This is a genomic window from Hassallia byssoidea VB512170 (genome assembly GCF_000817785.2).
Lineage (GTDB): Bacteria > Cyanobacteriota > Cyanobacteriia > Cyanobacteriales > Nostocaceae > Hassallia > Hassallia carrinoi.
Map to the genome: position 1 here is coordinate 1 of NZ_JTCM02000009.1, position 22,356 is coordinate 22,356.

At 42.2% G+C, this 22,356-nt stretch carries 22 protein-coding genes; 17 read left to right on the plus strand and 5 right to left on the minus strand.

What is annotated here, in order from left to right; translation table 11 throughout:
• The first annotated feature begins 421 nt into the window (after positions 1-421).
• From PI95_RS06635 to PI95_RS06655, 5 genes are all read left to right on the plus strand, one after another.
• Positions 422-997: a Uma2 family endonuclease gene (locus PI95_RS06635; protein WP_039737755.1), complete on the plus strand. Its 576-nt coding sequence runs from the start codon at positions 422-424 to the stop codon at positions 995-997.
• Between the two features lie 145 nt (positions 998-1,142).
• Positions 1,143-2,741 (plus strand): DUF2079 domain-containing protein, encoded by a 1,599-nt coding sequence (locus tag PI95_RS06640; RefSeq protein ID WP_163518668.1) that lies wholly within the window; start codon positions 1,143-1,145, stop codon positions 2,739-2,741.
• Between the two features lie 3 nt (positions 2,742-2,744).
• Entirely contained in the window at positions 2,745-3,080 is a 336-nt protein-coding gene (locus tag PI95_RS06645; RefSeq protein WP_163518669.1) for a hypothetical protein, read from the plus strand.
• Positions 2,977-4,164 carry a glycosyltransferase family 4 protein gene (locus PI95_RS06650; RefSeq protein WP_039737757.1) on the plus strand — a complete coding sequence of 396 codons (1,188 nt, stop codon included), beginning with the start codon at positions 2,977-2,979 and terminating at the stop codon, positions 4,162-4,164. The genes PI95_RS06645 and PI95_RS06650 overlap by 104 nt, the downstream gene beginning before the upstream one ends.
• A gap of 62 nt (positions 4,165-4,226) precedes the next feature.
• The gene (locus PI95_RS06655) at positions 4,227-5,336 is read left to right on the plus strand and encodes a cyanophycinase (protein ID WP_236116958.1); all 1,110 of its coding nucleotides are present in this window, start codon (positions 4,227-4,229) and stop codon (positions 5,334-5,336) included.
• 89 nt (positions 5,337-5,425) lie between these two features.
• On the opposite strand, the gene PI95_RS06660 is transcribed toward PI95_RS06655, so the two are convergent.
• Complete coding sequence (locus tag PI95_RS06660) at positions 5,426-6,592, minus strand: cysteine desulfurase family protein (protein ID WP_039737758.1); 1,167 nt, start codon at positions 6,590-6,592, stop codon at positions 5,426-5,428.
• 5 nt (positions 6,593-6,597) lie between these two features.
• Positions 6,598-7,224, minus strand: a complete 627-nt coding sequence (locus PI95_RS06665; RefSeq protein ID WP_039737759.1) for a hypothetical protein — start codon at positions 7,222-7,224, stop codon at positions 6,598-6,600.
• Between the two features lie 104 nt (positions 7,225-7,328).
• Between PI95_RS06665 and PI95_RS06670 the strand changes: the two genes are divergently transcribed.
• From PI95_RS06670 to PI95_RS06710, 9 genes are all read left to right on the plus strand, one after another.
• A complete protein-coding gene (locus tag PI95_RS06670) occupies positions 7,329-7,883 on the plus strand; it encodes a Uma2 family endonuclease (RefSeq protein WP_039737760.1) in 555 nt (184 codons plus the stop codon).
• A gap of 96 nt (positions 7,884-7,979) precedes the next feature.
• A complete protein-coding gene (locus PI95_RS06675) occupies positions 7,980-8,831 on the plus strand; it encodes an FAD-binding domain-containing protein (RefSeq protein WP_039737761.1) in 852 nt (283 codons plus the stop codon).
• Positions 8,832-8,886: 55 nt separating this feature from the next.
• A complete protein-coding gene (locus PI95_RS06680; RefSeq protein ID WP_039737762.1) occupies positions 8,887-9,303 on the plus strand; it encodes a DNA polymerase in 417 nt (138 codons plus the stop codon).
• A 41-nt stretch (positions 9,304-9,344) separates the two neighbouring features.
• Positions 9,345-10,238: a helix-turn-helix domain-containing protein gene (locus PI95_RS06685; protein WP_039737763.1), complete on the plus strand. Its 894-nt coding sequence runs from the start codon at positions 9,345-9,347 to the stop codon at positions 10,236-10,238.
• A 29-nt stretch (positions 10,239-10,267) separates the two neighbouring features.
• On the plus strand, positions 10,268-10,846 hold the full coding sequence (locus tag PI95_RS06690) for a Uma2 family endonuclease (RefSeq protein ID WP_039737764.1): 579 nt from the start codon (positions 10,268-10,270) through the stop codon (positions 10,844-10,846).
• A gap of 106 nt (positions 10,847-10,952) precedes the next feature.
• Complete coding sequence (locus PI95_RS06695; RefSeq protein ID WP_039737765.1) at positions 10,953-12,509, plus strand: amidase; 1,557 nt, start codon at positions 10,953-10,955, stop codon at positions 12,507-12,509.
• Between the two features lie 76 nt (positions 12,510-12,585).
• Positions 12,586-13,533, plus strand: a complete 948-nt coding sequence (locus PI95_RS06700; RefSeq protein WP_039737766.1) for a Rieske 2Fe-2S domain-containing protein — start codon at positions 12,586-12,588, stop codon at positions 13,531-13,533.
• Positions 13,534-13,610: 77 nt separating this feature from the next.
• The gene (locus PI95_RS06705; protein WP_039737767.1) at positions 13,611-14,405 is read left to right on the plus strand and encodes a Uma2 family endonuclease; all 795 of its coding nucleotides are present in this window, start codon (positions 13,611-13,613) and stop codon (positions 14,403-14,405) included.
• Positions 14,406-14,432: 27 nt separating this feature from the next.
• Positions 14,433-15,677: a S41 family peptidase gene (locus tag PI95_RS06710; protein WP_063842295.1), complete on the plus strand. Its 1,245-nt coding sequence runs from the start codon at positions 14,433-14,435 to the stop codon at positions 15,675-15,677.
• Positions 15,678-15,710: 33 nt separating this feature from the next.
• Here PI95_RS06710 and PI95_RS06715 read toward each other — a convergent pair whose 3' ends face one another.
• The 3 genes from PI95_RS06715 to PI95_RS06725 form a co-directional block, all read right to left on the minus strand.
• Positions 15,711-16,982, minus strand: coding sequence for an RNA-guided endonuclease InsQ/TnpB family protein (locus PI95_RS06715; RefSeq protein WP_444881574.1), 1,272 nt, complete (start codon positions 16,980-16,982; stop codon positions 15,711-15,713).
• Positions 16,983-17,061: 79 nt separating this feature from the next.
• Positions 17,062-18,873, minus strand: coding sequence for a translation elongation factor 4 (gene lepA, locus PI95_RS06720; RefSeq protein WP_039737768.1), 1,812 nt, complete (start codon positions 18,871-18,873; stop codon positions 17,062-17,064).
• A 41-nt stretch (positions 18,874-18,914) separates the two neighbouring features.
• Entirely contained in the window at positions 18,915-19,241 is a 327-nt protein-coding gene (locus PI95_RS06725) for a hypothetical protein (protein ID WP_163518663.1), read from the minus strand.
• 191 nt (positions 19,242-19,432) lie between these two features.
• On the opposite strand from PI95_RS06725, the gene PI95_RS06730 reads away from it, so the two are divergent.
• The 3 genes from PI95_RS06730 to PI95_RS06740 all read left to right on the plus strand — a co-directional run bounded on the left by PI95_RS06730 (position 19,433) and on the right by PI95_RS06740 (position 22,287).
• The gene (locus PI95_RS06730) at positions 19,433-19,669 is read left to right on the plus strand and encodes a hypothetical protein (protein WP_039738309.1); all 237 of its coding nucleotides are present in this window, start codon (positions 19,433-19,435) and stop codon (positions 19,667-19,669) included.
• Between the two features lie 186 nt (positions 19,670-19,855).
• A complete protein-coding gene (locus PI95_RS06735; protein ID WP_039738310.1) occupies positions 19,856-21,607 on the plus strand; it encodes a sensor histidine kinase in 1,752 nt (583 codons plus the stop codon).
• A 449-nt stretch (positions 21,608-22,056) separates the two neighbouring features.
• On the plus strand, positions 22,057-22,287 hold the full coding sequence (locus tag PI95_RS06740; RefSeq protein WP_201280325.1) for a NifU family protein: 231 nt from the start codon (positions 22,057-22,059) through the stop codon (positions 22,285-22,287).
• The last annotated feature ends 69 nt before the right edge of the window (positions 22,288-22,356 follow it).

Here is a 22,356-nt window from a genome sequence, read left to right on the forward strand (position 1 = left end):
GGCATTGTATCGGGATGCATTGGCATTGCATCGGGATGCATTGGCATTGCATCGGGATGCATTGGCATTGCATCGGGATGCATTGGCATTGCACTCTGATTGTGAAATTTAATTTGCTACGAATTAATGAAATGCTGTACTTAGTTTGGGCACGCGCATTATAACTTGTTTTGGCAAGAATAAAGCTATAAAAGTGTAGGCGATCGCGCTTTGATAAAGTTAGGACTTACGCAAAAATAATAGCCAAAGCCTATTATCCCGTAGCGGTAATTCATGAATTACCGCTACTTACGACATCGGATTGCGTAAGTCCTGAAAGTAAGGAACCAACCATACAATCGTTGCCACCAACTCATCACTCCCGGAAAAATTCCCAATTCCTTAGTGCTAGGCTACAGTTAGCATTCTTCAAAAAGCAACTATGACTGCCCTAATCGTTAACTTACATCCTGTCATTGAGCTAACAGATGAGCAATTCTTCCAACTATGCCAGAATAATCGAGATTTGCGCTTTGAGCGCACCGCTCTTGGAGAATTAATTATTATGCCGCCAACAGGCTGGGAAAGTGGGAATCGAAATATTAAACTATCAGCTCGCCTAGAGCTATGGGCAGATGCTGATGGTACAGGATTGGCTTTTGACTCGTCAACAGGTTTTAAACTTCCTAATGGTGCAAACCGTTCTCCGGATGCATCCTGGGTTAAACGATCGCGAATCGAAACTCTCAACCCAAATCCGGCACGATTTATGCCACTTGCGCCTGATTTTGCCGTAGAATTACGCTCTGCTAGTGATACTTTACAGACGTTACGACAAAAAATGCAGGAGTATATTAACTGCGGTGTGCGTTTGGGTTGGCTTATCGACCCTCAAAACCAACGGGTAGAAATTTACCGTCCAGGACAAGATGTGGAAATTTTGCAATCTCCTGCTAGCTTATCAGGTGAAGATGTTCTGCCGGGATTTGTATTGGATTTGACACAAATTTTAAGTTAGGCAATGTTTAACTAACAGACTCCGTGCCTTTACGATTATCGCAGCTGAAGTGAGGTATTCACGTTCTACAATAAATATTTCCCCCGTTTGCCAAAATCAGCGTGAGTGAGTGATGTTGTTGTTGCATAAAATCGAAAAGCTGAAGATGAGCATAGGCAATAGTTTACGCCTAGTCTTGCCAGTGGCTGTCATATTCTTTGTTCTTTGTCTAATATTTACGCTGCATCGATATTACAGTTTTTACGCCTCATTCGATCAAGGCATTTTTAACCAAGTTTTTTGGAATGGCATCCACGGACGCTTTTTTCAAAGTTCTCTGTCTTCAAGTCTTTCAACGAATGTCGTTCATGGTGGAGAAGTCCCGACTGTTTATTACCATCGGCTGGGTCAACACTTTACACCAGCGCTGTTACTTTGGCTACCTATATATGCGTTGTTTCCCTCACCAGCAACTTTAACGGTTATCCAAGTGACGCTGATTGCTGCTGCTGGTTTGGTATTGTATTTATTGGCGCGACAATATCTTGAACCACCATTAGCAGTAATGATAACTGCTAGCTATTACGCTGCAAATGCTGTGATTGGTCCAACTTTATGCAACTTTCATGACATTTGTCAAATTCCTCTGTTTGTCTTTGGGTTGCTGCTAGCAATGGAAAAGCGCTGGTGGCGGCTATTTTGGGTGCTAGCAGTGTTAATTTTGGCTGTGCGGGAAGATAGCGGTATAGAATTGTTTGGCGTTGGGATTTACATGATTTTAAGTAAACGCTTTCCTCGCGCTGGACTTGCTGTCTGTACGCTCAGTTTTGGGTATATGCTGGTTCTGACTAATCTGATTATGCCGCTGTTTTCTCAAGATATTTCCCAGCGGTTTATGATGGAGCGGTTTGGGCAATATGCAGATGGAGATGAAGCTTCTACAATGCAAATTATTTGGGGGATCGTTAGCAACCCAATTCGATTGTTAGTAGAACTTATTACACCAGTAGATAGAACAATTAAGTATTTACTCGGTCAATGGTTGCCTTTGGCATTTGTGCCTGCTGTTGCGCCGGCATCTTGGGCGATCGCTGGTTTTCCCCTGCTAAAATTATTTTTAGGTAAAGGAGATTCGGTTTTAGCGATTACGATTCGCTATGCGATGACGGTAGTTCCTGGATTATTTTACGGGGCAATTATCTGGTGGTCGCAGCATCCGAAAGCCTTTAAACCTTCATTTCGTCGCTTTTGGGTAGGTTGCATTTGTCTTTCTTTGTTTTTTAGCTTTACATCCAACCCAAATCGGACTTTTTATTTTCTGATTCCTGATGCAGTAAAGCCTTGGGTACATGTATCGCTACCCCAACAATGGCATCATGTAGGACAATTTCGTTCATTATTAGCGCAAATTCCAAGAGATGCTAGCGTGTCTGCTACTACTTATCTTGTACCGCATCTTTCCAGCCGTCGGGAAATTCTCCGCTTACCACAACTAGAGTTAAGAAATGATGCGCGGGAGGTGATAAAGGTAGATTATGCGATCGCCGATCTGTGGCAATTACAGCAATATGCACCCGCTTTCAAAAGCGATCGCGCTGCTTTGCAAGAACTTATCCAACTCATTGACCGTCTGACCACTAACCTTGAATATGGCATCATTGGCTTTGAAGATGGTGTTATCCTACTTCAAAAATCCGCCACCTCAAAAGAGGAAGCAAAAGCTGCTTGGTTAGCCTTTCGTCAAGGAGTGGGGAGTGGGGAGTAGGGAGTGGGGAGTGGGGGAGTGGGGGCAGGGGGACAAGGGAGACAAGGGAGACAAGGAGACAAGGAGACAAGGAGACAAGGAGACAAGGAGACAAGGAGAATAATTCTTTCTCCCCATCCCCCCCTCTCCCCATCCCCCCCTCTCCCCATCCCCCCCTCTCCCCATTCCCCACTCCCCACTCCCCACTCCCTAGTTATATTTTTGGATATTTGTAAAGAATCGGGGAGTTTAATTGATGAAGATATTAGTACTAAGTTGGGAGTTTCCACCTCGCATCGTCGGAGGAATTGCGCGTCATGTGGCAGAGTTGTACCCGGAAATAGTCAAGTTAGGGCATGAAGTCCACCTGATTACGGCGGAGTTTGGTCATGCACCGATGTATGAGATAGTCGATGGAGTGCATGTGCATCGCGTGCCGGTGGCTGGTGGTCACGACTTTTTCCACTGGATAGTAAACTTAAATGACAGCATGGGGGATCACGGCGGTAAGTTGATGCTGGAAGATGGTCCGTTTGATATTATCCATGCTCATGATTGGTTAGTGGGCGATGCTGCGATCGCTCTCAAGAATACCTTTAAAGTGCCGTTAATTGCTACAGTCCACGCGACCGAATTCGGACGCTATAACGGTATTCACACTGATACTCAACATTATATTAGTGGCAAAGAAAACCTACTTGCTTTTAACGCTTGGCGGATTATCGTTTGTACCGACTACATGCGGCGAGAAGTTGAACGAGCGCTTCACAGTCCTTGGGATAAAATCGATGTTATCTACAACGGTATTAGACCAGAAAAGAAACAACACCATCAAGATTTTCATGCCCACGATTTTCGCCGTCAATTTGCCGAAGATGGTGAAAAAATCGTTTATTACGTCGGTCGCATGACTTATGAAAAAAACGTTTCCGGATTGCTAAATGCAGCACCAAAGATACTTGCAGAAATGGGTGGTTACGTCAAGTTTGTGATTATTGGTGGTGGCAATACCGACCATCTTAAACGTCAAGCTTGGGATTTGGGAATTGCCCACAAGTGCTATTTTACCGGCTTTATGTCCGATGAATACTTAGATAAATTTCAAACTATCGCTGACTGTGCCGTTTTTCCCAGTCTCTACGAACCCTTTGGTATTGTTGCCTTAGAAAGCTTTGCCTCTCGCGTTCCCGTAGTCGTTTCTGATACAGGCGGATTTCCGGAAGTAGTGCAACACACGAAAACAGGTATTGTGACCTGGGTTAACAATCCAGATTCTCTAGCTTGGGGAATATTAGAAGTGTTGAAAAATCCAGGTTATCGGCAATGGTTAGTTGATAATGCTTATGAGGATTTAGAAAGACGCTTTAGCTGGTCTAAAATAGGCAAGCAAACAGAAGATGTATATCAGCGGACAGTCAAAGAGCGATCGCACGTTGTATGGTAATGGGGAATGGGTAATGGGTAATGGGTAATGGGTAATGGGTAATGGGTAATGGGTAATGGGTAATGGGTAATGGAATAAAAATTTTTCCCTTTCCCTTCTTGATATGTCCAATTCCCAATTCACTATTACCTATTACCAATTACCCATTCCCAATTACCCATTCCCAATTCCCAATTCCCAATTCCTATACATTGTTTAAAATTGCGCTCAAGCTGGTTTGGATAATAGCGATCGCCTTAATATTGCCTGTTGAAGCGAAGGTAACGCCCAATTTAAAGGGCAACGCTGCCAATGTCAATCCTCCTTTGCAAGGTCCTGTCTTTGATTTGGGTGGAGGTGGTTCGGATGTGGATGAAGCTATCCAGTGGATGATTAACCGAGTCAGGGGATGTACTAATTGCACCACCAAGGTTGATGTAGTTGTCCTCCGCGCTTCTGGAGATGACAGCTACAATCAGCCAATTTATGATATGAAAGGCGTGGACTCGGTGCAGACTTTCGTCATTACCAACCGCAAAGACGCAAACAACGCTGATATTGTCAATAAAGTTAAAAATGCCGAAGTGATTTTCTTTGCAGGTGGCGACCAGTGCAAATACATTCGCAACTGGAAAAACACCAAGCTGGAAACTGCTGTAAAGTCTGTTTACGCAAGGAAAGGCGGTATTGGGGGAACTAGTGCGGGAGCGATGATTCAAAGTGATTTTGTTTACAACGCTTGTGCAAACAGAGTTGAAACTGAAGACGCACTCGCAGATCCTTATCGAGATGTAAACTTCACCTATAACTTTTTTTCCTGGGCAAATCTGAGGGGAACCATTGTAGACACGCACTTTGACAGACGCGAACGAATGGGTAGGATAATGGCTTTCATAGCCCGTCAAATCAAAGATGGTGTAGCTAAAAGTGCTTTGGGAATAGCAGTTAGCGAAGATACATCGGTAGTTGTCGAGAAAAACGGCAAAGCGAAAGTTATGGGTAAAGGTCCAGCATACTTTATATTAGGCGATCGCACTCCTGAAGTCTGCGAAAAGCAAACTCCTCTAACCTACTCCAACTACAAAATCTGGAAAGTCCACAGCGGTGACACATTCAACTTGAAAAACAGACCAACAACAGGATATTATTTGAGGAGCGTCAAAAGAGGACGAATAAATTCAAATCCATATTAGATTTGAGCACAAGCAGACAACGAAGACCAAAAAGTAACTTCTCTCTCTTCCTTCTCTCCTCTGCGTCCTCCGCGCCTCTGCGGTTCGTTTCACACAAACGTCGCCTGCTGACGCAAACTTTGCACCGTAGAAATAAAATATTCCGCTACCTTGTCAATCTCCTCTTGCGTATTAAACCTGCCAATTCCAAACCGCACCGATGCATAAGCTAACTGTTCCGAATGTCCCAGCGCTGTGAGAACATGAGAAGGTGCAGTTGTAACTGAAGAACAAGCAGATCCAGAAGAAACAGCCATTACAGGTTGCAATCCTAGCAGCAAAGCAGCACCATCTACCCCTTCAACGCTGATATTTAAATTTCCCGCTAGTCGTTGGGTAGGATGTCCGTTGAGGTGAATTCCTGGCAATTGCGAAAGTTGTTCCCACAATCTTTCTCTTAATTGTGTCAAGCGATCGCATTCTATCTTTTGTTCTTCCAAAGCGATTTCTACAGCTTTGCCAAATCCGACAATTTGTGGTGTATATAGTGTACCAGAACGCATTCCCCGTTCATGTCCGCCACCATGTTGTTGCGCTGCGAGTTGTACTCTCGGATTGCGACGACGCACATATATAGCACCGATACCCTTGGGACCGTATACTTTGTGTGCAGTTAGCGACATCAAGTCAATTTTCATCGCTTGCACATCAAGGGGAATTTTGGCGATCGCTTGTGCTGCATCGGTGTGAAAAATAATTTCCTGACTGCGACATAATTCGCCAATTTCTGCTAACGGTTGCAACACCCCAATTTCATTATTAGCAGCCATCACCGAAACTAAAATTGTATCAGGGCGTAAAGCTTTTTCTAACTGATTTAAATTAATTATCCCGTCTTTTTCAACTGGCAGAATTGTCACTTCAAAACCAAGACTTTTTAGATAATTGCAAGGGTCAATAACTGCGCTATGTTCGGTTGCAACAGTAATAATATGTTGCCCTTTTTGATAATAAGCTTCAGCCACACCTTTAATCGCTAAATTATTCGCTTCTGTCGCACCACTGGTAAAGACAATTTCTTCCGGAGTAGCATTAATTGCTTCAGCTAAAATTGACCGCGTTTGTTTAACAGCCGCTTCTGCTTCCCAACCATAAACATGACTAATACTAGAGGGATTTCCAAAGTGTTGAGTGAAGTAAGGTAGCATTGCTGCTAGTACCCTTTCATCTACAGGAGTGGTAGCGTGACAATCGAGATATATAGGGCGATCGGACATAATTATTAAATCAAAATTTGACCAAGATTTTTTAATATACTAAGAACTTTATACAGTTCATTTTCTCGCTTCAACAGCGTCAATTCATCAGAGAAAGCATACTTTGGTACATCTTGCTTAGTTAATTTAATAAAAATAAAATTACTGCCATTCATTACTAAACCAAAAGCAGGTTTTTCTGGGTTAGGATTAGCCAACATATAAGCTAGAACTTGGGGTATACCCATTATTAGAGAAAATCCAGCCCTTTTAGATTCGATAGTTAACAACCACAATTGTTGTTTTAGAACCAGCACATCAATGCGACCTCGTATAATTTCTTCCTCATCTTCTAAAGCAATTTGTATAGATTCTTCGGTTTCAATATCAAAAGGAAGACGATAAAATCCTGCTAAATCTAACAAGGGAGCTAGCACAACCAGTTTTACCAATTCTTCCAAAATAGGGCGGCGCTCAACTAAGCTAAGATAATTAGCTTTAACTCGGTCTAAAGCCTGCTTTTCTGACTCAGTAATTTCTGGTAAATTATCAAACCACTCTGTAAAAAAATCGTCGCTCTCAGCTAGCTGTAGACCAAATTTTTCTTTTAAGTCAATGATGTTAACGGTTTGTGCTTGGATAACTTGAACCATAGTTGATATACGAGCTTTATTCATTATTGTATAGTGTATATTACTTCTCTAGCACCCCAATTGCAACGACGCTAAAATAGGCACAGAACAATCTTAAGATTTGCATGACTCTCACCATCCAGGATTTAGAAAGACTGCAAGAAAAGCTCAAAGAAGACCATTGCGACTATCAACTAGAACTACAATCGGGAAACATTGTCGTTATGGGTCCATCAGATATTGAATCGAGTGAAATAAAGGCTGAGTTTATCAGACTGCTGGGTAACTGGGTTAAGCCGCGTAAACTAGGACGTATATTTGATTCTAGTGGTGGGTTTATTATGCCTAACACTGAATTACGCGCACCTGATGTTTCCTTTGTGTCAGCCCAAAGATTGAAACGCACAATCCGCGACTTTGCTCAACTAGTTCCAGATTTAGTAGTAGAAATTAAATCAAAAACAGACCGCATCCGTCCCTTGGAAGATAAAATTAAACTATTTTTGCAATTAGGGGCGCGAGTTGGGATATTAATTAATCCAGATGAATTGACTTTAACAATTTATCGCTTAAATAGTGAGGGTGAAGTGTTGGCGGGTGAAGATAAGCTAACAATTCCAGAGTTATTTCCTGGTTGGGAAATTTCGATTTCTCAAATATGGCCCCCAGTATTTGAATGAAAAAATTATCTCATATGGTTGAGGGCGATCGCCTGCATTCATCCGCCATAATTAGAATGAGTGTAATTACGACTTAAGTCGTCAAATACTTTACAAATGACTAATAACATGCAGCGCGACTTCACCAACCGCGAAGAGTTGGTAGCTTACCTCCGCGAACAATTCCCAGACGCAGCACAACGAGATAATCATATCAGCGAAATTGTCGGCGGACGCAAAGCCGCCGAGAAAGTGTTGCAAAAAGTAGATTCTGCACGCTACGCAAAAACACGTAACTTTTTCACAGGTGCAGTAACGCGACTTTCGCCTTATATTCGTTATGGCGTTCTCAGTCTGCGAGAAATTCGAGATTATGTCGTTGAGCGCGTACAAAACCCAGACGAAACAACTAAACTAATTAACGAACTAGGCTGGCGCGACTACTGGCAGCGTTTATACGCCAAACTAGGCGATAATATCTGGCAAGACCAAGAAGAATATAAAACAGGCTATACCCCAAAAGACTACGCACCTGAATTACCAGAAGACATCGCACAAGGCACCACAGACAGAGTTTGCATCGACAGCTTCAGCCGTGACTTACGAGAAACAGGCTACTTGCACAACCATGCACGCATGTGGATGGCAGCTTATATTGTCCACTGGCGGCGTATTCGTTGGCAAACCGGCGCAAAGTGGTTTTTAGAGCATTTATTAGATGGCGATCCTGCGAGCAATAATATGTCATGGCAATGGGTAGCCAGCACCTTTAGTCACAAAGCTTATTTTTTCAACCGCGAAAATTTAGAACGTTACACCGAAGGCATTTATTGCAAAAAATGTCCCCTTTACGGTCATTGTGACTTTGAAGGTAGTTATGAAGAAATAGAACAGAAGCTTTTTCCCAAAGCCGAATTTAACAAACAAGCTAACAGCCAAAGTTGGCAAAAAGGCAAAAAACGCCGTTAAAAATCTTGGCGTCCTTGGCGCCCTTGGCGGTTCGTTATCCAAAATCTAAAAACCAATGACTAAACCAATTATTTGGGTACATGGAGACTGCCTCAGTCCCCAAAACCCCGCACTACAACAATACCCCGACGCCCCCGCAATTTGGGTTTGGGATGATGCTTTAATTAAAGAATGGCAACTAAGCCTCAAACGCCTTACCTTTATTTACGAATGCTTATTAGAATTACCCGTTGTCATTCGTCGTGGTGATGTGGTGCAAGAAGTTTTAGCTTTTGCCAAAGAGAATAATACTAACTTAGTTGTCACAGCAGAAAGTGTTAGTCCGCGTTTTGATATGATATGTGACGAAATTGAAAAAAATGTGGACTTGGAAATTTTTGAAGTAGAACCATTTTTTGAATACGACGGCTATATCGACTTGAAGCGCTTCTCTCGTTATTGGAAAGTAGCTGAAAAATATGTTTTTGATTAAATAAAGATATATTATTGGGTAGATAGGCATTTGTGTAACCTATGCCCAAAGAAAAGCCCTTAGTCTTAACTGAAGAATATGAGGTATTGCAGCTTTACCCACGTCCGCCAATTTTAACTAGCTTAGATGTTAATTGGCATGGGGTATCTTTTGGCTATATGTGTCAACCTGCTTATGAAGTCCCGGAAGTTTCTACTCCTCGTTGGCATTCTATCGCGATTTTTACTCATGGAAACCGTATAATTCATGCCGATCGCAAACTAGATGGACGCTTTCACCGTGACGCTGTAGTCGGAGGTGATATAGTTATTACTCCGGTCAACATCGGTCAAGGTGCTGCTTGGGAAGATGAAGGCGATTTTATCATTCTCGGTATAGAACCTGATGTTTTCGCTCGTACAATTGATGAAGCAGCAGATGCAAAAAATTTGGAATTATTACCGCACTTTGCCACACCCGATCCGCTAATTTACCAAATTGGATTAGCACTTAAAGGTGTGTTAGAAAATAATCCTACAAATAGTCGTCTTTATGCAGAGACAATGATAAATGCTTTGTCAGTTCACTTGATGCAACATTATTCAACACGCAAACCGATTTTGCAAGAATATAAAGACGGTTTGTCAAAGTATAAATTTCATAAAGTAATTGACTACATCAACGCAAATTTAGACCATGATTTAAGTTTAACAGAATTGGCGGCTTTAGTGCAGATGAGTCCGCATTACTTTTCTCACTTATTCAAACAATCAATGGGAATCTCCGTGCATCAATATGTAATTCGCTGTCGGGTGGAACGGGCAAAAAATTTACTTTTGCAAGGTAATGTGAGTATTGCAGAAGTTGCTTACAAAGTCGGTTTCGCTAACCAAAGTCATCTTAATAGACATTTTAAAAGGTTGCTGGGTATAACACCGAAACAAATATTAAGTTAATAATTTGTAGCCTTGGGGGTTTAAATTCCATGATTATTGCAGAACGCTACTACTCACCGGAAGAATACCTAGAAATAGAGGTAAAATCTGAAGAACGGCACGAATATATTAATGGTCAAATTATCCCAATGACAGGTGGAACACCGAATCATAACCAAATTGCTGGCAATTTCTATGCAGCGCTCAATTTTGCTCTGAAACGTCAACCATTACGGGTTTTTGTGACAGACCAAAGATTATGGATTCCTCAAAAGCAAATTAATACTTATCCGGATGTGATGGTTGTTGCAGGTGAATTGCAATTTCAAGAAGGAAGAAAAGACACTTTGACAAATCCGATAATGATTGCTGAGGTACTTTCAAAATCTACCAAAAGCTATGACCGGGATGAAAAATTTGCGGCTTATCGAACAATTCCCAGCTTTCAAGAATATCTGCTAATTGACCAGTATACAATGCACGTTGAACAATACAGCAAAACAGATAACAATCGCTGGATATTTACTGAATATGAAGATGCTGATGTAACTATATCCTTAGCTTCTGTTTCCTTTGAAATTTCCCTGGCAGATATTTACGATAAAGTGGACTTCGACACTCAAGATTAAAAAATCTTGCAAATATAGCAAGAATGTACAAAAAATCGGATGAATATACAAGACGTAAGGAAGTGCGATCGCCATACTAATAAATAAAAGTAAATTTTTAACTTTTATGAATGCGATTATCAATTTAAGTGCTACTGAAATCGCTCAAGCGATCGCCAAAAATGAACTTTCCGCAAGCGAGGTTGTTGAAGCACACATTCAACGCATCGAAGCGGTAAACCCGCAATTAAATGCTGTAGTCGTACCTTTATTTGAACAAGCACGCGCTGAGGCGAAAATAAAAGATGCAGCTCGTCAACAAGGAGATAAACTCGGATTATTGCACGGCGTACCCATCACCATCAAAGAATCGTTTGATGTCGTTGGCACACCCACCACTGTGGGACTTACTGAACTTGCTCGCAGCAAAGCTACACATAACGCCGTCATGGTGGAACGCTTGCGACAAGCTGGGGCGATTATTCTAGGTAAAACCAACGTCCCGCATATGTGTTCGATGAACGAAACCGACAACCCGGTATACGGACGCACCAACAACCCTTGGAACCGAGAACGCGCTCCTGGGGGTAGTAGTGGCGGTGAGGCGGCTATCATCGCCGCTGGTGGTTCACCGCTGGGGTTGGGAAGTGACATTGCTGGTAGTGTCCGTTTACCCGCGCAAGCCTGCGGAATTCACGGTTTCAAACCTACATCTAGAAGGCTAACTTTAGTTGGTCATGCGCCATTGTTTGCCGGACAGCAAGCGATAATTGCCCAACCGGGAGTGATGGCGCGTAGCGTTTGTGACCTCAGCCTAGCAATGAAAATTCTTGCCGCACCCGGTCAGGAAGCTTTTGATACTAATATTCCGCCCGTTCCCTGGTGCGAAGCAGACATCCAAATAGAAAAATTACGGATTGCTTTTTACACCGAAAATGGCATTATTACCCCCTCCCCAGCAATTAGGCGGGTAGTGCGAGAAGCAGCCGAAGCGTTAGAAAAGCGCGGTGCAATAGTTGAAGAATGGACACCACCAGATTTACTCAAAGCTTCGCAATTATACAACCAGTTGCTCACCGCTGATGGTTTTGCCACACTTAAAAGGCAAGTAGGTAGAAGTAAATGGCATCCGCGAATTAAACAGTATTATCAACTAGCTGCAACGCCAAAAAAATTACTAAATAGTGTAGCTGCAATTAGTGGATTTTTTGGGCTGGATGATATGGCAAATAGTCTAGGTGCGGTTGGTGAGTTATCTGTAACTGAGTACTGGCAAGTAATTCATGAACGCGATCGCTTTTGCACTCAATTTCTTACCGCGATGAATGCCAAGCAATACGACACCATTATCTCTCCGCCTACAGCTTTACCAGCTTTAACACATAATAGCGGCTTTTTCCTCAGCGATGATACTAATTATACAAATCTCTACAACCTCTTAGGAATGCCTGCCGGTGTAGTTGCGGCTACTTGCGTGCGTCAGGGAGAAGAAAGCGACAGAGAACCCAGTAAAAGCATAATTGAGCGCACAGCTTACAAAGTTGAACAGGGGAGTGTCGGTTTACCCGTTGGTGTGCAAATTGCAGCGCGTCATTGGCATGAAGATGTAGTTTTAGCTGTCATGTCAGCACTAGAAAAACATTTTAAAGCACAACCTGATTATCCTGCTCATCCGCCTGTGTGAAATCCCAAATCCGTCTTGAAAAGCTTTGATCGCCGGACGCCGGCGCTCAAACTTTTCGCAAAATCCCAAATCTAAAATGATATTACCCGGTGCCCCTTGGTTAATTGCTCACAAATCTATGTTGAAAGTAAATAAACCTAAATTATTTACTATTTGTGGTCAAGATTATGTACTCTGGAAAAATGAAAAAGGTGAAATTTCCGCTTTAGAAAATATCTGCCCTCACATGGGTGCAAAGCTTTCTGATGGTTGGATTTGCCCGGAAACTAATACAATAGCTTGTCCTTTTCATGCATTAGAATTTGACTCAGAAGGTAGAGCAATTTTACCAAATGAAAAAATTTCCAAACCTCTCGCCAAACAACTTAAGTTATTTTTGCAAGGTGATTTTATCTGGACTTACGCCAATCAAGAACCAAAGCTGACCATTCCAGATATTCTGGAAAAGCTATCAACTCAGTTTCGGTTTATCGGTGTGGCTGGAGATGTAACTATAAAAGCACCTTTTATTGATGCATTAGAAATCAATCATGATGTAAATCACGCTAAAGGCACTCATCGAGAACTTTTTAGAATCAAAGAAACAAAAGTTGATGATTTTCAAGATGATGGTTATTTTTCTGTTTCTACCATCAAACACTTTAGAGAAAAAAATACTTTTCAAGAATACCTAGAAAATATAGCTTTACTATTTACACCCAATGAGGTGGAATTAATCCTAGAAAATTACTTTCCATCTCTTGTGGTTGTTTATAGTGATTCACCGTTGGGGAAACTTGTGCAAGTATTTACCATATATCCACAAAACAAAAACACAACAAGGATATTTATCCCACTATTTACTGAAAAATCCTTTGGTATTTTCAACTCAATTCTTGAACCACCAACTATTAAAGCTACTGAAGAAATAATTCGCCAAGATGTAGCAATGCTAGAAAATCTTTATCCAAGATTTGAACCGAAAATTAGGCTTTCTCATGAAGAACCTTTACATTGGGTTCGTCAGCTTTATTACAATTGGTAAAGTAGAATTTGGCTGGTTAAGCTTTAAGCGCTTAAGCGCTTACTACAATAAAAAATCATGGATGGTGCTATTTGTTTATGATGTCATCCAACCTACGACAATATTTACCCAGCGGTGACGAACTTCCCTGTTCCGATGATACACCTGTGGATAACGAAGACCAGAATTTTATCCCCAACTTTCTGCTGTTTTTACTAGAAGCGATTTGGAAAACTCGGCAAGATTGGTTTTTCGCTGTCGATATGGGAGTTTACCACACCACCGGAGTGAATCCCAGAGTCCCGATTGTCCCCGATGGTTTTTTGAGTTTGGGTGTGGAAAGACGCAAACAAGGAAAATCTCGCAGAAGCTATGTTGTGTGGGAAGAAAATGACATACCACCGACGCTTGTTTTAGAGGTGGTTTCCTGGACACCAGGAGAAGAGTACGACACCAAAGCCGCGATTTATGCGAATTTGGGAGTATTATACTACGTCATTTATAATCCTGAATATTGGCAAAGAGACCGCCATCAACCATTTGAAGTTTATAAGCTGATTGATGGTTCTTACGAATTGCAAAAAAAAGAACCATGTTGGATGCCAGAGATAAATTTAGGAATTGGGCGATCGCCTGACCCTTCTGGAATCATTCAACGCGAAGTTTTATCTTGGTATGATGAGCAAGGAAATCGCTACCCAACCCCAGAAGAACAAGCTCAACAGGCTCAACAACAAGCTCAACAGGCTCAACAACAAGCTCAACAAGCTCAACAAGCGAGACTTGATGCGATTCCTCGTTTACTGCAAATGGGGTTAGGTGTTGAGCAAGTAGCCGAGGTGTTGGGACTATCAATCGATATCGTCCGTGCAGAAGTTCAAAAATTAGGATAGAATTTCCGGGTGCAAAAGCCTAAAATCGTGAATATACGTTTCTTTGTTGCAAATTTTTTCAAATTGTGCTTAGTCACTGCTGCTTTTAGCATTTCTGGCTGCACTTCTCAAAACAGCCAAAAGCATCTTGTGGATGAAGCTTGGCAAGTAATTAATAGCAAATTTATAGATATTACAAATAATAATCCTGAATGGTTGGAAACCAGGCGTGAATTTTTGGACAAAAATTACACTAGCAAAGAAGCAGCATACAACGCTATCCAGGCAATGCTGATGAAACTGAACGATCCGGAAACCCGCTTTTTCGATTCTCAGCAGTTTGCCAATCTAGACATGGAATCTCGCGGGAAGTCGATAGGTGTCGGTTTGATAGATTTTTCGGTAGAAACCGATGAAAAAACTAAAGAACTTAAGGTAGTTACTGCTTTAGCTAACACACCAGCAGAAAGAGCGGGTCTTCAGGCTCAAGATATAATTCAAGCTATTAATAAAGTACCTACAAAAAATCTCAGCCATAACGCAGCTATGAAGCTACTTCGAGGTGAAGCGGGTACTCAGTTAATTTTAACAGTACGCCGAGATGGTAGAACTTTTGACGTACCCTTGAAGCGTGAAGCTATTTCTGTGCAACCAGTACAAACTTTGGTCAAGCAGGAAAAGGGAAAAATTATTGGTTATATTGCTTTAAATCAGTTTACACCTGATGCGCCCCAGAAAACGCTTGATGCTGTTAAAGAGTTATTGGGCAAAAATGCCGATGGGTTTATACTTGATTTACGTAACAATCCCGGTGGTGGGCTTCAAGCTAGCACGGAAATTGCCAGTATTTTCTTAGATAAAGAACGAGTAGGTTCTCTGCGCGATCGCACAGGCAATTTAGAAGAATTCAAAGCAAATAATTCAAAGCTTACCAATAAACCGATAGTAATACTAGTTAATGGCGGTACTGCCAGTGCTAGCGAATTTTTAGCCGGCGCACTTCAAGATAACAAGCGTGCAGTTTTAGTGGGAACGCCTACTTCTCGTCGAGGAAGAGTGCATTCAGCTGAGGAATTGTCTGATAAATCGATCCTGCTAGTTACTATTGGTACTCTTTTAACCCCAGCCGGTCGTAACATTGACCGCGAAGGTATCAAGCCTGATTATCTAGTGGAAGTTCCTGCAACTTCGCTCTCTACACCCAAGCAAAAAAATACGGCTACGCAGCAAGATGCTCAATATGTGAAAGCGATCGCCATTTTAACAGAGCGGCTCACCCAAACTAACAAATAATTGATACTCCCCATCCATAAATGGAGGGGATTCTTAGGTCGCGGGGATTCCGACAAATTTACCCTCACTAAGCATCTTGACCGTGTATCCCACGGCTGCAAGTCCTCGTTGACAGACTACTTGTGCTGCTGCCACATCTCGATTTGTGATATAGCCGCAAAAAGTACAAGCATGAACACGTTCTGACAAGTCCTTCTTTCCTGTTTGGGTTTGGCAGTTTGGGCAAATTTGACTTGTTTTTCTGCTATCAACTTTTTGGAAATAGACACCACGCTTAAAACAGCATTGCTCAAGTATTTGAAAGAACTGTCCCCATGCAGCATCTAAGCAGTGCTTGCCTAGTATAGAGCGAGATAGTCCAACTAAATTCAAATCTTCTACAAATACCATTCCAACACCGTCGCATATTTGATGTGCTATTTTCCAGTGAAAGTCCTTTCTCGTATTAGCAATGTGTTCATGAAGTCTCGCTACTTTTATTTGAGCTTTACGCCAATTACTTGATCCTAACTTTTTGCGACTAACTCGTTGTTGCAGCAATTTCAGCTTGCGTTGAAGTAAAGCAAGAAACTTAGGACGTTTGACATTCAGCCCGTTTGACATGGCAACAAAATCTATTAACCCAACATCAACGCCCAACGCTTCACCGTGAGGCACATGCGATGGTACGGATACATCCCATTGCAGGGTTAGCATCACATACCAACCCGAAGCCCGCTTAACCACACGGGCTTGCTTAATTACTCCCCCGTCTGGAATTGAGCGTGAGGAGCGAATTTTAACTGCCCCAATAACAGGCAACTTGATACAACCCTCTTTTAATGGATCTTTGCCTAATTGAGGAAAAGAAAAAGACCTCATTCTACCTGGCTTCTTAAACCTTGGGAACCCGTGATTCTGCTCCCACATACTTACAAAAGCCTTTTCTAGTCGCCTCAAAGTTTGTTGCAAAGACTGAGCGTTGACACGATTTAAATGCTCCGAATCTTTGCGTGCAACTGTCAAGGATTTGCATTGACTAGCAAATGTTGGGCGTGGTGCATCGGCGGGCATGATATAGCATTTGTTAAGACTGCAAACGTTTATCTGACAACTACGAGAGTTGTACCAATCCTTACGCTCTGCCAAAGCATAGTTATAAACTCGCCTATGAGTTTCTAACCATTCTTCAAATAGTGCTATTTGATTCTGAGTTGGCTTTAACTTAAATTCGTAAGTCAGGTTAAACAAATGCATCACCTCCTGACTATATTCTACTCTTAATCTAACAATCGTAGCAATGATTTTTAGGACAGCGACGCTCATTCGCAAGCGCACTATACCCCCATGCCTGAAGTCAGGGGCACTGTGCGCGCTTTCCGGTAGGGCATATGCCCTACCGATATTAATCTTGATCCAAGCGCAGCACTGCCATAAAGGCTTCCTGTGGTACATCAACTGTACCCAAAGACTTCATCCGCTTTTTACCCTTTGCTTGCTTCTGCAAGAGTTTCTTCTTCCGGCTGATGTCACCACCGTAACACTTGGCTAACACATCTTTCCGCAACGCGGGAATATGTTCGCTGGCGATAACCTTACTACCGATAGATGCTTGAATTGGCACTTTGAATTGATGCCGGGGAATCAATTCTTTCAGTTTCTCAGCCATCGATCGCCCAACACCGTAAGCTTTATCTCTGTGGACAATCATCGCCAAAGAATCAACCGGATCGCCGTTAATCATGATATCCAACTTCACCAAGGGATTTTCGCGATAACCGATGATGTGATATTCCATACTTGCGTAACCACGCGATCGCGATTTCATTTGGTCAAAGAAGTCGGTGACAACTTCCGCCAAAGGTATCTCGTAAGTCAGTGTAGTTCGCCCTTTGGTAAGATACTTCATATCTTTGAAGACACCGCGCCGATTTTGCGACAACTCCATCAAAGTACCTACATACGTTTCCGGCGTAATCATTTCTACCTGAACGTAAGGTTCTTCTATCTTTTCGCGGTCATTGGGCGCAGGTAAACGACTGGGGTTATCGATGTACAGCACTTCACCCTTATTTGTCGTTACTCGGTAAACTACTGAGGGCGCTGTAATAATTAAATCTAGATTATATTCCCGTTCCAAGCGTTCCTGGACAATTTCCATGTGCAGCAACCCCAAGAACCCGCAACGAAAGCCAAATCCCATTGCGCTAGAGGTTTCTGGTTCGTAGTGTAGCGCGGCATCGTTAAGTCGTAGCTTTTCTAAAGCTTCTCGCAAGTCTTCAAATTGGTCAGCATCGATGGGGAACATCCCACAAAAGACCATCGGTTTAGCTTCGGTGTAACCAGGCAAAGGTTCCGGAGCTTTTTTCGCACTGAGGGTAATTGTATCACCAACCCGTGCATCAGCTACAGCTCTAATCGATGCGGCTAAATAACCAACTTCCCCAGCGTGGAGTTCATCAACTTGCTTTTGAGTGGGAGAAAGTACACCTAATTCATCAATATCGTATTCTTTACCCGACACCATCAGATAAATGCGATCGCCTTTTTTCAGTGTGCCATCCATCACCCGAAAATAAACAATCACTCCCCGGTAGCTATCGTAGTAGCTATCAAAAATCAACGCCCTTAAAGGTTGATCTATCGTATTCTGTGGGGGTGGTACACGCTCCACAATTGACTCTAAAATTTCATCAATGCCAATTCCCTCTTTCGCAGAGGCAAGAATCGCATTACTGCAATCTAGCCCGATAATTTCCTCAATTTCGCTAATTACCCTGTCTGGTTCTGCCCCAGGCAAGTCTATTTTATTCAAAACTGGGATAATTTCTAGATTATGCTCTAGTGCTAAATATACATTCGCCAAAGTTTGCGCTTCTACACCTTGGGAAGCGTCAACTACCAAAAGTGCGCCTTCACAAGCAACTAAACTGCGCGATACTTCATACGAAAAATCCACATGTCCTGGAGTATCGATTAAATTAAGTATATACTCCTGACCGTCTTTTGCCTTATAATTCATCCGGGCAGCTTGCAGCTTAATTGTAATGCCGCGCTCCCGTTCTAAATCCATGTTGTCGAGAAACTGTTCCTTCATCTGCCGCTGTTCCACCGTACCAGTGGTTTGCAGCAAGCGGTCAGCAAGGGTAGATTTCCCGTGGTCGATATGAGCAATAATACAAAAATTGCGAATGCGAGCTGCGGGAACGTCAGTCATATACTTCTTTAATTAAGCGGCAACCGAGTAAGATATGCAATTTACTTCATGTATTGTAATGCTTTCTGAACGGGGAATGGGGAATGGGTAATGGGTAATGGGTAATGGGTAATGGGTAATAATTCTTTTTCCAGTCCAAGCGTCCAAGCGTCCAAGCGTCCCCATGCCCCATGCCCCATGCCCCATGCCCCATTACCAATTCCCAATGCCCAATTCCCAATGAAATATGAAATATGAAAGTCTATATCTATAGAATCTGGTATTGAACAACCATCGGCGTACAATAAACATGAAGAAGTGCAAAAAGTACACACTTGATCGGGGCGATCGCACGAGCGTGCGATCGCCCGGAAATTGCTGATTGACAACAGAAAATTTCTAGAGCTATTGTTTTGTCAGGATTCTCTGAAAATTGTGAGTTCATTCGACTAAACTGCTACTTTGGCAGTAGAAGTCGAAAATGGAACTCCAAGAAACGAAGACTTGTCAAATCAACTACTTGTGTGTCAGCCTTCTTCAGAAAGCCTTTGACAAGATGAATTTCTCCTTATACAAAGCTATGAATATCAAACAAAAAGCTACCGATGCGGATAATAGACAAGCCGATAAGGTAGAAATCGCTATCCACCTTGACTCTGAGTTAGTAGAGCAAATTCAACATTTGACCAACGATCCCAGTAAAGTGATTGAGGTGGCAATTCGCCAGTGGTTGCGCGGAGAAGTTCCCAGAGATGATGAACTGACGCGTACTCCTTACCGCACACCTGTTCCACCACGCGGGGAATGGAATGATTGACTTATCCTTTGATAAATTATAAACAGAGGATGAATTTATGTAAATAAATGTAAATTTTTTTGTCGAAGATAACAGATTGGCGAAAAAAACATTGCGAGTCTGGCACAGCTGTAATAATTTATGCCAAACTTTAAGCAGCTTTTGCTAAACTCTTGCGGAGTCTCGTTTGTTTATCTAGCTCAAGTCATGAGTATTACTGCCAACTCCCAACTGACGAATCTATTGTCGAAGAATCTGAAATCGATTACAAGTATTGCTGATAACTCAGTACCAACTCTGGGATCGGAGTTGGTGTACACCCAAGACACCACAGGAGATTACCTGACATTTTATTGGAGTGCAGGCGATCGCTTGGGGATAAATTCTGAAGCTATGATAGGCGATCTCAATCGGGATGAAATTTTCGCCCCGGTGGAAAAGGTTGCCTATTTGCAACGTTTAGGGCGAATTGTGAAAAATTTGGTACCGGAAAGGTGTCAGTGCTGGTTTAGCTATCGTCAGGAATTATTTGAGTTGGAGTTGGTAATCAGCCCAATTATGCCGACCTTAGGCACACCCGCGACAACAGTTTTAGTAATGGGACGATTGCTACAAACAAAAAGCAACAAAAAAGCAGTACATCTGCCAGCACCACAACCAACAGAGTTAGAGTTAGCTTTAAGTTCGCATCAATACCAAAAGCTGATAAGTCAAATTACCAGAAACATCCGGCGGACATTAGATTTAGATATTATTTGGCAACAAACAGTTGACAGTTTAGGAAAAGCACTGCGGTTAGAGCGCTGTATTATCTGTCCATACCAAAAAGAAAGCGCAAAGGTATCGATAATAGCAGAGTATCACAAGCCAGATTTTGACTCAATGCTAGGCTTAGAAATAGATTTAGCAACTGAAGGTGCATTTGCTCAAGCTTTAGCAACCCTAGAACCAATTGTGGAAAATAAGCCCAAGCATATACTGTTTGGGCAAGAGAAAATTTTAGTAGTTGCGACTTGCCATCAAGACCAACCGAATGCTTTAATTGCCGTCAGTTTGCGCTCAGAGTGCAACAAGTTGACTTCATTAGAATTAGACTTGGCAAAAGAAGTAGCAGATCAATTAGGAACAGCGATCGCTCACGCCACATTATATAAAGAATTAGAAGCAGCGCGTCAAAAAGCAGAAGAAGCCTCGCGTCTGAAAACCGAATTTCTCACCAATGTATCTCACGAAATTCGCACCCCCCTAAATGGGATGATCGGCTTTCAACGGCTGATTTTGGACGGTATGGCAGATGATGTTGAAGAACAAAACCAATTTTTGCTAGAAGCGCATAAATTATCTCTACACCTACTCGATATCATCCAAGACATCTTAGACTTTGCCAAAATCGAAGCCGGCAAAATGGATCTCGAACTGCGTTCAGTAAATATGGACGAGTTATTGAGTGATGTGGGAAACTCCATGCACATGCAAGCCGAACAGAAAAACCTCAGCTTCGAGATGCAAACCCCCGATACCTCCGATGAAATTATTGTCTACGGTGACTATCTACGCCTCAAGCAAGTAATCATCAATTTAGTTGGCAACGCCATAAAATTCACTCATGAAGGTGGTATAACTCTCAGCGCTGACGTAGTTCGCAAAAAAGTAGTATTTCAAGACCAGCAATTTCCTGGTATGGTCAGAGTGCGTGTAGCAGACACCGGTATTGGCGTTTCTTTAGATAAACAAGACAAACTCTTCCAATTATTCTCGCAAGTCGATGGCTCCCGTACTCGCCAATATGGTGGTACAGGTTTAGGATTGGCAATATCTCAAAAGCTAGTAGAAGCAATGGGTGGTGAAGTCAATTTTTACAGCTTAGGCGAAGGACTTGGTTCAACCGTCACATTCACAGTACCTTTATATCAACAGCCAGTTATGGTTTTACCGAGTGAAATTGACACCCCAGATTAACTAAATGGGCGTAATTAACATAAAATCTACTCTTTCTTCGTAGTGAGCGGTTTACCGCTCATGCAAAATTTTAGTAATTTGTCAAGAGTTTATAGCAAAGGATAACCGACAAACAACGAAAAGCAATTCAGCAGCAATTGGATCTACGATCAATTTAATAAAGCGAGAAAATAAAATCCTGAGATTATGAGTTAGGAGTTAGGAGTTAGGAGTTAGGAGTTAGGAGTTAGGAGTTAGGAGTTGGGAGGTAAAAGGGAAAAGTGACAATTTATACTCTTGACTCTGCACTTTAGTATTAATTTCTGCATGGCACTCTTAAAGAGTGCCCCTACCAACTTTTAACTTTCGTACAGACGTTCCGGCAAAACGTCTCTACCTAATTCCTAACTCATAACTTTTAACTCCTAACTTTTCGTTAACTTACGAGGTCTAAACTCATGCAACAGACACTGACACTGACAACTGATAACGTAGAAACAGTCTTGGATGAATTACGCCCATATCTAATCTCTGATGGCGGCAACGTCGAACTCGTAGAACTCGATGGTCCTGTTGTTAAGCTGCGACTGCAAGGTGCTTGTGGTTCTTGCCCAAGCTCCACAATGACACTGAGAATGGGTATTGAGCGCCGTCTGCGCGAAATGATTCCAGAAATTGCCGAAGTCGAGCAAGTAATGTAAAAGTTAGGAGTCAATAGTCAAAAGTCCAAAGTCAAAAGTCCACAGTCTAGAGTTGATTGACCATTGGCT

Bases quoted from the DNA above. Each gene is read 5' to 3' on its own strand.
- PI95_RS06700 (WP_039737766.1), top strand. From the start codon at position 12,586: ATGATATTACCCGGTGCCCCTTGGTTAATTGCTCACAAATCTATGTTG.
- PI95_RS06690 (WP_039737764.1), top strand. From the start codon at position 10,268: ATGATTATTGCAGAACGCTACTACTCACCGGAAGAATACCTAGAAATA.
- PI95_RS06695 (WP_039737765.1), top strand. From the start codon at position 10,953: ATGAATGCGATTATCAATTTAAGTGCTACTGAAATCGCTCAAGCGATC.
- PI95_RS06650 (WP_039737757.1), top strand. From the start codon at position 2,977: ATGAAGATATTAGTACTAAGTTGGGAGTTTCCACCTCGCATCGTCGGA.
- PI95_RS06655 (WP_236116958.1), top strand. From the start codon at position 4,227: ATGGGTAATGGAATAAAAATTTTTCCCTTTCCCTTCTTGATATGTCCA.
- PI95_RS06735 (WP_039738310.1), top strand. From the start codon at position 19,856: ATGAGTATTACTGCCAACTCCCAACTGACGAATCTATTGTCGAAGAAT.
- PI95_RS06665 (WP_039737759.1), bottom strand. From the start codon at position 7,224: ATGGTTCAAGTTATCCAAGCACAAACCGTTAACATCATTGACTTAAAA.
- PI95_RS06685 (WP_039737763.1), top strand. From the start codon at position 9,345: ATGCCCAAAGAAAAGCCCTTAGTCTTAACTGAAGAATATGAGGTATTG.
- PI95_RS06660 (WP_039737758.1), bottom strand. From the start codon at position 6,592: ATGTCCGATCGCCCTATATATCTCGATTGTCACGCTACCACTCCTGTA.
- PI95_RS06680 (WP_039737762.1), top strand. From the start codon at position 8,887: ATGACTAAACCAATTATTTGGGTACATGGAGACTGCCTCAGTCCCCAA.
- PI95_RS06640 (WP_163518668.1), top strand. From the start codon at position 1,143: ATGAGCATAGGCAATAGTTTACGCCTAGTCTTGCCAGTGGCTGTCATA.
- PI95_RS06705 (WP_039737767.1), top strand. From the start codon at position 13,611: ATGATGTCATCCAACCTACGACAATATTTACCCAGCGGTGACGAACTT.
- PI95_RS06670 (WP_039737760.1), top strand. From the start codon at position 7,329: ATGACTCTCACCATCCAGGATTTAGAAAGACTGCAAGAAAAGCTCAAA.
- PI95_RS06730 (WP_039738309.1), top strand. From the start codon at position 19,433: ATGAATATCAAACAAAAAGCTACCGATGCGGATAATAGACAAGCCGAT.
- lepA (WP_039737768.1), bottom strand. From the start codon at position 18,873: ATGACTGACGTTCCCGCAGCTCGCATTCGCAATTTTTGTATTATTGCT.
- PI95_RS06715 (WP_444881574.1), bottom strand. From the start codon at position 16,982: ATGAGCGTCGCTGTCCTAAAAATCATTGCTACGATTGTTAGATTAAGA.
- PI95_RS06675 (WP_039737761.1), top strand. From the start codon at position 7,980: ATGACTAATAACATGCAGCGCGACTTCACCAACCGCGAAGAGTTGGTA.
- PI95_RS06635 (WP_039737755.1), top strand. From the start codon at position 422: ATGACTGCCCTAATCGTTAACTTACATCCTGTCATTGAGCTAACAGAT.